This is a genomic window from Pseudidiomarina woesei, from assembly GCF_001418345.1.
Taxonomy (GTDB): Bacteria; Pseudomonadota; Gammaproteobacteria; order Enterobacterales; family Alteromonadaceae; genus Pseudidiomarina; species Pseudidiomarina woesei.
This window is the reverse complement of record NZ_LIPW01000001.1, coordinates 274,252-284,363: the sequence shown is the minus strand read 5'-3', so window position 1 is coordinate 284,363 and position 10,112 is coordinate 274,252. Positions and strand designations below refer to the sequence as shown.

Genomic DNA, 10,112 nt, shown 5'->3' with positions numbered 1-10,112 from the left:
TTCACTTCAGGCTCAGCTTTCACTTCAGGCTCAGCTTTCACTTTAGGTTCAGCTTTTACTTCAGGCTCAGCTTTAGCTTCAGGTTCAGCTTTAGCTTCAGCTTCAGCTTGGCTTGTTGACTGAGTTGCTTCAATTTCGCTACCTTCGGCTACCTCTTGCTCCGCAGCTTTACGACGTTGGCCTGCAGCGCGTTGATGACGCGGCGAGCGGCGGCTGCGATTGCGATTACGTTCTGCATTGTCATCGGCGCCTTCCGCTTGGTTTGCGGTGGTTGTCTCAGCAGCATTCTCAACCACTTGCTGCGCGTCATCCACTTTTACGTCCGACTTCGCGTCTTGTTTAGTTTCTGTTGCAGTTGGCTGCGCTTCTGATGTTGCCTGAGCTTGTGCACTAAGTTCGCCATCTGCAGCGACACGAACCGACTGATCAAGCTTACGACGCTGACGGCGCGGCTTGGGTGCGCTTGGCTTACGCTCTTGACTAGCATCGTCTGCTGTTGCTTTGTCTTGAGCCTTAGCAGAAGTGCTTTGTACGTCTTGTTGCTCAGTCGTTTGCTTATTACGACCACGGCCACCGCGACCACGACGACCGCCACGCTCATTGCGCTCTTTTGCTGAGTCATCTTTGTTCGCTTTATTATCGACCGCTTTATCGGTATCTGTCGCCGCTTTATCGTTTTCAGTATCGCGATTACGACGGTTGTTGTTTCGGCGGCGGTTATTACCACCTCGTGTATTACGACGTTGATTATTTCCGCGACGTTGCTGATTAGACTTGTTGGTTTTATTTGACTTACTTTCGTCTTCTTCCTCGCTTGCAAACAGCCCAGCAAGCCATTTACCTAAACGCGACAATAAACCTGGTTTAGCAGTTTCTGCGGCGGCAGCTTTTGCTACTGGTGCCGGTGCTGCTGGTGCTTGTAAACCTTTTAATGCCGGTTCTTCAAAGCTTGGCTTATCTTTATTGAGAACAATTTCAGTACTGGTGTCTTCTGGTTTCTCAATTAACGTAAAACTGTTGGCTTCATCGACTTCGTCATTCCGCAAACGTTTCACATCGAAGTGTGGTGTCTCAAGGTGTGGATTTGGAATAACCAACACCGATACACTATGGCGTTTTTCAATATCAAAGATAGATTGGCGCTTTTCATTCAACAAATACGTCGCCACAGTAACTGGCACTTGGGCCTGTACTTGAATGGTATTGTCTTTTAGCGCTTCTTCTTCAATAAGGCGCAAAATTGACAGCGCCAATGACTCAGCCGAACGAATAGTGCCGTGGCCACTACAGCGCGGGCACACATGATTTGATGCTTCACCAAGAGAAGGGCGCAAACGCTGACGCGACATCTCTAATAAACCAAAACGCGAAATTCGGGTTACCTGAATACGTGCACGGTCTTGCTTCAAACTGTCACGCAAACGGTTTTCGACTTCACGCTGATGACGAGCTGGGGTCATATCAATAAAGTCGATAACGACTAGGCCACCGACGTCACGCAAGCGCAACTGGCGAGCAATTTCTTCGGCTGCTTCTAAGTTGGTCTGAAAAGCTGTTTCTTCAATATCGCCGCCTTTAGTAGCTCGGGCAGAGTTGATATCGATAGATGTAAGCGCTTCGGTTGGGTCAATAACAATGGAACCACCTGAAGGCAAACGAACTTCACGCTGGAAAGCAGATTCAATTTGGCTTTCCACCTGATAATGGTTAAACAGCGGTACGTCGCCTTGATAAATCTTGACGCGATTCACGAAGTCAGGACGAATGAGGGTGACGTGGTCACGTACCTGATCAAATACTTTCTGGTTGTCGATAAGTACTTCGCCAATATCACGACGCAAGTAATCGCGAATGGCACGAAATACGACGTTACTTTCTTGGTGAATTAAAAATGGAGCAGGGCGCGAGTTTGCTGCTTTTTCGATGGCTTCCCAATGGTGCAACAGAACGTTTAAGTCCCATTCAAGCTCTTCTTGTGACTTGCCAACCCCAGCTGTACGTACAATTAAACCCATACTGTCTGGTAGATTTAAGGCGTCTAACGTTGCTTTAAGTTCGCTACGTTCTTCGCCTTCAATACGGCGTGAAATGCCGCCAGCGCGCGGATTGTTCGGCATAAGCACCAAATAGCTTCCGGCTAGCGAAATAAACGTGGTTAATGCAGCGCCTTTTTGGCCGCGCTCTTCTTTGTCAATTTGAACAATAACTTCTTGGCCTTCAGAAATAACATCTTTGATGTTTGGTCGGCCTGAGAACGAATACCCGTCTGGAAAGTATGTTTTAGCGATTTCTTTTAGTGGTAAAAAACCGTGGCGCTCAGCTCCGTAATCAACAAATGCGGCTTCTAAGCTAGGTTCAATGCGGGTAATTTTACCCTTGTAAATGTTTGACTTTTTTTGTTCATGACCTGGGCTTTCAATATCCAGATCATAAAGACGCTGGCCGTCTACCAGCGCAACGCGCAGTTCTTCTTGCTGCGTTGCATTAATTAGCATTCTTTTCATTGTTTGTGACTCGTTCTTACGGGCCACAACACAGTACGACAGGCGTTCGCCATCGCTATTTCGAGATTGAATTGTTTTAGCCAAGGGCTAATAAATTAGCACCTAACACCCCCCGTCTTCACAACATAAGTTTAAACGTGAGGTCGCAATTTGTTACCAAGCCGAAATGCGCTTGTAAAGGCCATACTGCGTTGCAGCACTGGTTCTTTAAATAGGTTTGATTTAAGGGCGGCGCGTTTAGTCAATCTTCATAACTTGGTGTGAAGATGAGCCAATGTTATTCCGTGCCATCAACTTCTCGATGCTTGTTTGCTAATCGTAAGCTGAGGTGGACGTATTGGCAGAGACGCTTTCCGCTCAAACCACGCGTTAAATTTTTTACTCTGTTCTTGCACTTTGGCAACGCACTTTTCGTTTGCGCAAAGTGTACCGCTCTCTGTCAACCGGTGCGGATTTTTCCGGCAGCTGATTATCACATAAAAATCGTTGTAAATACAAGATGAACATTGTCAAGAGCTCGTGCTAAAATCCGCACCCTATGAGCGAACAAACCAAACCATCACAAGGCGTGCGTTTCCAGACAGTCGAAGCTGGCTATCAAGAGCAACGCATTGACAACTATTTACTTGCACAATTGAAGGGTGTACCTAAGTCATTGGTATACCGAATATTGCGCAAAGGCGAAGTGCGCGTAAATAAAAAGCGCGTCAAACCCGAATACAAGCTGCAAATTGGAGATGTGATTCGTATTCCACCGGTGCGTGTTGCAGAAGCTACTCCGCTGCCTTCGGCCAAGTTGGACCAAGTACAAGCTTTACAAGAACATATTCTTTACGAAGATGATGTGCTTATGGTGATAAATAAGCCGGCGGGTTTAGCTGTTCATGGTGGTTCAGGGCTGCAATTTGGTCTGATTGAAAGCTTACGGGCGTTGCGGCCTGATGCGAAGCAAATGGAATTAGTTCACCGCTTAGACCGGGAAACCAGCGGTTGTATATTGATTGCGAAGCGTCGTTCGGCATTGCGTAGTTTGCATGAGCAATTACGAAACAAAACGATGGACAAACAATATTTGGCATTAGTACGTGGGCAATGGCAAAAACATGTAAAACTGATAGCAGCGCCATTATTAAAAAATACATTGAAGTCGGGCGAGCGGGTGGTTCGCGTTGATGCCGAGGGTAAGCCGTCGGAAACTCGGTTTCGAATTATTGAAAAGTTTGAACAGTGTACGCTAGTCGAGGCCTCTCCAATTACTGGCCGTACGCATCAAATTCGTGTGCACGCGCTGCATGCTGGGCATCCTATTGCATGTGACCCTAAATATGGCGATGTTGAATTTGACCAATTAGTGCAACAGTATGGGCTTAATCGTTTGTTCTTACATGCTCACCAGTTAACTTTTAGTCACCCACAGACAGCGAAACCGGTTACTGTAAATGCGCCATTTGATGACGCGTTGCTTACTACATTGAAACGTTTAGGCAGTAGAAAATATTCATGAAGTTTCCACTAATTATTTTTGATTGGGACGGTACCTTAATGGATTCTGTTGGGCGTATTGTGTCTTCGATGCAGCGCACAGCAAAGGAATTGCAGCTGACGCCACCAACGGAATTAGCCGTGCGGGAAATCATAGGTATTAGTCTCCAGCCTGCCATTGAACAGTTATTTGGGCGTCTGTCAGAAGACGAAATGACTGCGTTCATGGAGGTGTATCGGCAACAATATGTACATGACGATATTACGCCATCGCCATTGTTCAGCGGCGCCCACGAGCTGTTAGAATGTTTGCGTGAGCGAGGTCATACGTTAGCTGTTGCAACCGGAAAAGCGCGGCATGGCCTAGAGCGAGTTTGGCAAGAAAGTAATACCAAGCACCTTTTTCACGCCTCACGTTGTGCTGATGAAACGGCATCAAAACCGAACCCACGGATGTTACACGAGCTGCTTCGTGAAACTGGCTACGAAGCAAACCAAGCGATTATGGTTGGCGATTCAATACACGACATGCAAATGGCACAAAATGCTGGAATTTCTCGCATTGCGGTTGGGTTCGGAGCGCATGACGCTCAAAGGTTAGCCTTTCATCAACCGTTGGCGGTTATTGATGACTTAATGACACTGACTCAATATGTGTAGCTATTACCTATAGCTTTATCTGTCTACAGAGGACAATAAAATGAACTTAGTCTTGGCCTCAACCTCACCATTTCGACGTGAGTTACTCGCAAAAGTGGTTCGTCATTTTGAGGTGGCAGCGCCCGAGGTTGACGAAACGCCGTTATCTCATGAGGCACCATGGCGTCTGGTCGAGCGCTTAGCTCAGGCGAAAGCCAAAGCGTTGGCAGAGCAGTTTCCGCGACATATATTGATTGGCTCCGACCAAGTTGCGGTGACTGACGGCAAAATTTTGGGAAAGCCAGGTACCAAAGCAAAGGCCATTGCTCAGTTGCAGTCGATGCGCGGTAAACAAGTTACTTTTTTAACGGGCTTAGCGATTTATGACAGCCAACAACAACGCATGCAGTCGTGTGTTGAACCCTTTGATGTTTTCTTTCGTGATTTAACCGATACTGAAATTGAAGCTTATGTTGCGCGCGAGCAGCCGTTAAACTGTGCCGGTAGCTTTAAAAGTGAAGCTCTGGGTATTAGCTTATTCTCGGCATTGCGTGGTGATGACCCGAATGCCCTGATTGGTCTACCATTAATCCGTTTATTAGCAATGCTTCGGGAATGGGGGATTAATCCGCTACTGGATGAAAATAGCCATTAAAATGCTTGTGTTCAGGCGCTGATTCCTTTAACATTCGCGCCCTATGCAGAAGGTTCGAATACCCATTACGGTAGATCCGGTAAAAAGTGCCGGCAAACAGTTGACTTATATCGGGCTTGTTCCGGGGAAGTCGCTTGCTCGTTTGCAGGAATTATTAGCTGAGCCTTGTCCTGATGTTGATGTATCGTTAGGTTTTGATATTGACGAGCAGGGCATTAAACGCATTCAAGGTGAAGCGCAGGTGACTGTGAGCGCGCATTGTGAGCGTTGTGGTGATGCAATGACGTTGCCATTAGGGTGCACATTTATTTATGCACCAGTAACTAAGCGGCAAACGGCCACCGATATGCCTGAGGAATATGAACCTGTTGAGCTTGACGAGCTAGGTGAAGTGAATCTGCATGCATTGGTTGAAGATGAATTGATATTGGCGATGCCAGTTGTGGTAAAACATGACGAGCGCGAATGTCGAGTAGATAGTAATGCGATGCAATGGGGTGAAATTGATGAATCCCCAGAAGCAAAAGATAATCCTTTTGCGGTATTGCAAGAATTAAAGCGTAAATAAACTTAGGAGATAGCGTAAAATGGCTGTACAACAGAATCGGAAAAGTCGTTCGAAGCGCGACATGCGTCGTTCTCACGATGCACTGAGCGGCCCTACACTGTCGGTTGACTCTACCTCTGGTGAGACGCATCGTCGTCACCACGTAACAGCTGATGGTTTTTATAAAGGCCGTAAAGTAGTTAACAAGTAACCAGAACCGAGAAGTGAGGCTATGGCCGCACTGACACTGGCACTTGATGCAATGGGGGGCGATCTTGGCCCCTCAGTTGTTATAAACGCCCTGGAACGGGCGTTAAAATCATTTCCTCAAGTTCACTTTGTTGTCGTTGGCGACGAAGAAGAACTCACTCCCTTATTGCAGCAAGCAAAACTTAATAAGCACCCGCGTGTTGAGATCAAACACGCAAGCCAAACGGTCACCATGACCGACAAGCCAGGTTACTCATTGCGTGCGAAACCCGATTCGTCGATGCGCGTCGCACTTGAAATGGTTGCAGCGGACGAAGCAGTTGCCTGTGTTAGTGCAGGTAATACCGGCGCACTAATGACAAAAGCTTATTTCACGCTAAAAACTTTGCCTGGCGTGTTACGTCCCGCGCTAATGTCAGCTATTCCACAGCAAAACGGCGGCTCAGCTTTTGTGCTCGACTTAGGCGCCAACCCTGTTTGTGATTCGGACACATTGTTTCAATTTGGCGTGATGGGTTCAGTCGCGGCACAAGAAGTGCTCGGTATTGCAAAGCCACGTGTTGCTTTGTTGAACATGGGCGAAGAAGAAATTAAAGGGAATGACGTGGTAAAAGCCACGGCTGCCTTGCTGCAACAGTCGCAACATATTAATTATATAGGCTTTATTGAAGGCGATGATTTATTTTCTGGCAAAGCAGACGTGATCGTTTGCGACGGTTTTGTCGGTAATATTGCACTAAAAAGCTGCGAAGGTTTAGCAGACTTACTGCTAAACAATATCAAATCAAATATTCACGCGCACTGGCTGACACGCTGGTTCGTGAAACTCTTCTATCAACGTTTACAACGCTCATGGGATTGGTTGAAGCCCGACCACTATAATGGCGCTAGTTTGATAGGATTACGGGGCGTGGTCATAAAAAGCCACGGTGATGCCAATGCGCGCGCGTTTTACAGCGCCATTGAGCAAGCGGTTGAAGAAACCCAACGTGATCTGCCGACACGAATTCGTGATCGGGTTGAACAAGTACTGTTAGAGCAGGAATAAACGTTATTATGCAATCAGAAATTGCAGGAACTGGCCATTATTTACCGGGTCAGCGCCTAACCAATGCCATGCTTGAACAGCGGGTAGAAACAAGCCATGACTGGATTGTGGAACGCACCGGAATTCATGAGCGGCGCATAGCTCAGGCCGGCGAAAACGCTGCGTCAATGGGCGTGGCCGCAGCTCGTGAAGCCCTTCGTGCGGCAAACTTACAAGCCGACGACATTGACTTGATTGTTGTGGCGACAACATCTGGCGAACGAGCCTTTCCCAGTGTGGCATGTGAAATTCAAGCTGCATTAACCGAGAACAATATTCCCGCTTTTGACGTCGCAGCGGCGTGCTCTGGATTTATCTTTGCCTTAAGCGTGGCTGATCAATACATACGCAGCGGTACTTACCAGCGAGTTTTAGTGATTGGCACCGACGTGTTATCACGCTTGTGTCACCCAGATGATCGCAACACCTTGGTGCTGTTTGGTGATGGTGCAGGAGCTGCAGTGCTGCAGGCTTCAGACAAGCCCGGAATTATTTCGACGCATTTAAATAGCGCTGGTGAGTTTGCTGATTTGCTTGGCGTGAACCATGTATCACGCACGTCGCCCGAAGAGCTCAGTGAAGCTTGGATGTATATGAAAGGCAACGAAGTATTCAAAGTCGCGGTGAGTAAGCTCAGTGAGCTGGTGGTGGATACCCTTGCGGAAAATGGCCTAGTGGCAAGTGACTTAGACTGGTTGGTTCCACATCAGGCCAATATGCGTATTATCAAGGCCACCGCAAAAAAACTCAAAATGCCTATGGAACAAGTGGTTACCACGTTAGAATACACAGGTAACACGTCGGCAGCGTCGGTGCCTATTGCATTAGATGTAGCAATACGTGATGGCCGCATTCAACGGGGCCAAAAATTATTGTTAGAAGCCTTTGGCGGCGGTTTCGCCTGGGGCTCAGCACTTATTGAGTATTAACTAAGGAACAATACATGCGAGCTTATGTTTTTCCAGGCCAAGGGTCGCAAACGGTAGGAATGCTTGCCGATGTTGCAGCAGAATATCCAGTGGTTGAAGAAACCTTTGCCGAAGCAAGCGAAGTACTTGGCTACGATTTGTGGGCTTTGGTACAGAACGGGCCAGCTGAGCAACTGAATGAAACGCAACGTACGCAACCGGCTTTATTGACCGCGAGTGTGGCGCTGTATCGGGTGTTAGAACAAGCCGGCGTCGAGGCACCTGAGTGGATGGCGGGCCATAGCTTAGGCGAGTATTCGGCGTTAGTGTGCGCCGGCGCATTAGACTTTAAAGATGCTGTAAAGCTGGTCGCTATGCGTGGTGAGTTTATGCAAACTGCCGTGCCAGCTGGCATTGGTGCCATGTCTGCGATTATTGGTTTAGACGACGAGCTGGTTGAAAAAGCCTGCGCTGAATCGGCACAAAACGAGGTAGTTTCAGCGGTGAACTTTAACTCGCCAGGGCAGGTTGTTATTGCTGGTCATAAAGCTGCGGTAGAACGTGCGGGTAAAGCTTGTTTAGAGGCCGGTGCTAAGCGTGCACTGCCACTGCCAGTTAGCGTACCATCACACTGTGCACTTATGCAGAGCGCGGCTGAGCAGTTAGCTGTTGAATTAGGTAAGTTAACCTTTAGTACGCCGCAGGTGCCCGTGGTAAATAACGTTGACGTTGAAGCTCCGCGCGAAGCTGATCAGATTCGAGACGCCTTGGTTCGCCAGTTGTATTCACCAGTGCGTTGGACCGAAACGGTACGCTACTTGGTGGCACAAGGGGTTACTGAAATTTATGAAATTGGCCCAAGTAAGGTATTAACCGGGCTCAATAAACGAATTGATAAAGCAATTAACGGCGATGCGGTGAACACCGTCGACGCTATTGCAGCAAGGAAATAATATGACAGACTTAATGAATTTAAACGGCCAAGTAGCCTTAGTTACTGGTGCTAGCCGTGGTATTGGCAAAGCTATTGCACAACAGTTAGCGGCGCGCGGTGTCAAGGTAGTCGGCACGGCAACCACTGACCATGGTGCGGCCGCTATTAGTGACTATTTAGGCGAGCACGGCGAAGGCTTGGCGCTTAATGTGACCGACGAAGCAAGTATTGCAAGTGTGTTAAAGCATATTGATGACACTTATGGTCAATTGGATATTTTAGTCAATAATGCCGGCATTACGCGTGATAACTTATTGATGCGCATGAAAGATGACGAGTGGGATAGTGTCATGGACACCAATCTAAAATCTGTTTATCGCTTATGCAAAGGGGTTATGCGCGGCATGATGAAGCGCCGCAATGGCCGCATTATAAATATTTCGTCTGTGGTTGGTACCACAGGCAACCCAGGGCAAACGAACTATTGTGCAGCAAAAGCCGGTTTAGCTGGGTTTACTAAGTCGTTAGCACAAGAAATTGCATCGCGCGGAATTACCGTTAATTGCGTTGCGCCAGGTTTTATTGACACGGATATGACCAAAACGTTGACAGACGATCAAAAACAGGCCATTTTCAGCAATATTCCTGCCGCACGACTTGGGCAGCCAGATGAAATTGCTGCAGCCGTGGTGTTTTTAGCTTCACCAGGTGCTGCATATATTACGGGTGAAACCATTCATGTGAACGGCGGTATGGCAATGGTATAAAGCTAAAGGGGTACGACCTGTTAGGGTTGATCCATTTTTTGCTTTATTATTGCGGCCGCATTCACTACACTAAGCCCAATTTTGAACACGTGACCTAAAATCAAGGGACATATATAAAATGAGTACTATTGAAGAACGCGTTAAAAAAATCATCGTTGAACAGTTAGGCGTTAAAGAAGAAGAAGTAAAACCAGAAGCTTCTTTTGAAAACGACCTTGGTGCTGACTCACTTGATATCGTTGAATTAGTGATGGCTCTTGAAGAAGAGTTTGAAACTGAAATTCCTGACGAAGAAGCTGAGAAAATCAGAACTGTTGAAGCAGCTATCGATTACGTGAAAAATCACGCAAACGACTAAGCTAAGCAGTACGGAAGGGCG

Annotated in this window: 11 protein-coding genes; 10 read left to right on the top strand and 1 reads right to left on the bottom strand. The window is 47.3% G+C overall.

What is annotated here, in order from left to right:
* Positions 1-2,504: ribonuclease E (gene rne, locus ASC40_RS01375; RefSeq protein ID WP_082432425.1), on the bottom strand; the 2,504-nt coding region annotated here is incomplete at its 3' end.
* A gap of 538 nt (positions 2,505-3,042) precedes the next feature.
* On the opposite strand from rne, the gene rluC reads away from it, so the two are divergent.
* The 10 genes from rluC to acpP all read left to right on the top strand — a co-directional run bounded on the left by rluC (position 3,043) and on the right by acpP (position 10,091).
* A complete protein-coding gene (gene rluC / locus ASC40_RS01370; protein WP_055437992.1) occupies positions 3,043-4,008 on the top strand; it encodes a 23S rRNA pseudouridine(955/2504/2580) synthase RluC in 966 nt (321 codons plus the stop codon).
* On the top strand, positions 4,005-4,646 hold the full coding sequence (locus ASC40_RS01365; protein ID WP_055437991.1) for an HAD family hydrolase: 642 nt from the start codon (positions 4,005-4,007) through the stop codon (positions 4,644-4,646). Before rluC ends, ASC40_RS01365 begins: the two co-directional genes overlap by 4 nt.
* A 40-nt stretch (positions 4,647-4,686) precedes the next feature.
* Entirely contained in the window at positions 4,687-5,280 is a 594-nt protein-coding gene (locus tag ASC40_RS01360) for a Maf family protein (RefSeq protein ID WP_055437990.1), read from the top strand.
* Positions 5,281-5,323: 43 nt separating this feature from the next.
* A complete protein-coding gene (gene yceD, locus ASC40_RS01355; protein ID WP_055437989.1) occupies positions 5,324-5,848 on the top strand; it encodes a 23S rRNA accumulation protein YceD in 525 nt (174 codons plus the stop codon).
* A 19-nt stretch (positions 5,849-5,867) separates the two neighbouring features.
* On the top strand, positions 5,868-6,038 hold the full coding sequence (rpmF, locus tag ASC40_RS01350; protein WP_034729259.1) for a 50S ribosomal protein L32: 171 nt from the start codon (positions 5,868-5,870) through the stop codon (positions 6,036-6,038).
* 21 nt (positions 6,039-6,059) lie between these two features.
* On the top strand, positions 6,060-7,085 hold the full coding sequence (gene plsX, locus ASC40_RS01345; protein WP_055437988.1) for a phosphate acyltransferase PlsX: 1,026 nt from the start codon (positions 6,060-6,062) through the stop codon (positions 7,083-7,085).
* A gap of 8 nt (positions 7,086-7,093) precedes the next feature.
* Positions 7,094-8,053 carry a beta-ketoacyl-ACP synthase III gene (locus tag ASC40_RS01340; RefSeq protein ID WP_055437987.1) on the top strand — a complete coding sequence of 320 codons (960 nt, stop codon included), beginning with the start codon at positions 7,094-7,096 and terminating at the stop codon, positions 8,051-8,053.
* Positions 8,054-8,067: 14 nt separating this feature from the next.
* Positions 8,068-8,985, top strand: a complete 918-nt coding sequence (gene fabD / locus ASC40_RS01335; RefSeq protein WP_055437986.1) for an ACP S-malonyltransferase — start codon at positions 8,068-8,070, stop codon at positions 8,983-8,985.
* Position 8,986: 1 nt separating this feature from the next.
* Positions 8,987-9,733 carry a 3-oxoacyl-ACP reductase FabG gene (gene fabG / locus ASC40_RS01330; protein ID WP_141656085.1) on the top strand — a complete coding sequence of 249 codons (747 nt, stop codon included), beginning with the start codon at positions 8,987-8,989 and terminating at the stop codon, positions 9,731-9,733.
* A gap of 118 nt (positions 9,734-9,851) precedes the next feature.
* Positions 9,852-10,091 carry an acyl carrier protein gene (gene acpP / locus ASC40_RS01325; protein WP_055437985.1) on the top strand — a complete coding sequence of 80 codons (240 nt, stop codon included), beginning with the start codon at positions 9,852-9,854 and terminating at the stop codon, positions 10,089-10,091.
* Positions 10,092-10,112 lie beyond the last annotated feature (21 nt).

What these genes read in the sequence shown, in the direction of transcription:
- rluC (WP_055437992.1), top strand. Translation starts at nt 3,043, where the DNA reads ATGAGCGAACAAACCAAACCATCACAAGGCGTGCGTTTCCAGACAGTC.
- ASC40_RS01365 (WP_055437991.1), top strand. Translation starts at nt 4,005, where the DNA reads ATGAAGTTTCCACTAATTATTTTTGATTGGGACGGTACCTTAATGGAT.
- ASC40_RS01360 (WP_055437990.1), top strand. Translation starts at nt 4,687, where the DNA reads ATGAACTTAGTCTTGGCCTCAACCTCACCATTTCGACGTGAGTTACTC.
- yceD (WP_055437989.1), top strand. Translation starts at nt 5,324, where the DNA reads ATGCAGAAGGTTCGAATACCCATTACGGTAGATCCGGTAAAAAGTGCC.
- rpmF (WP_034729259.1), top strand. Translation starts at nt 5,868, where the DNA reads ATGGCTGTACAACAGAATCGGAAAAGTCGTTCGAAGCGCGACATGCGT.
- plsX (WP_055437988.1), top strand. Translation starts at nt 6,060, where the DNA reads ATGGCCGCACTGACACTGGCACTTGATGCAATGGGGGGCGATCTTGGC.
- ASC40_RS01340 (WP_055437987.1), top strand. Translation starts at nt 7,094, where the DNA reads ATGCAATCAGAAATTGCAGGAACTGGCCATTATTTACCGGGTCAGCGC.
- fabD (WP_055437986.1), top strand. Translation starts at nt 8,068, where the DNA reads ATGCGAGCTTATGTTTTTCCAGGCCAAGGGTCGCAAACGGTAGGAATG.
- fabG (WP_141656085.1), top strand. Translation starts at nt 8,987, where the DNA reads ATGACAGACTTAATGAATTTAAACGGCCAAGTAGCCTTAGTTACTGGT.
- acpP (WP_055437985.1), top strand. Translation starts at nt 9,852, where the DNA reads ATGAGTACTATTGAAGAACGCGTTAAAAAAATCATCGTTGAACAGTTA.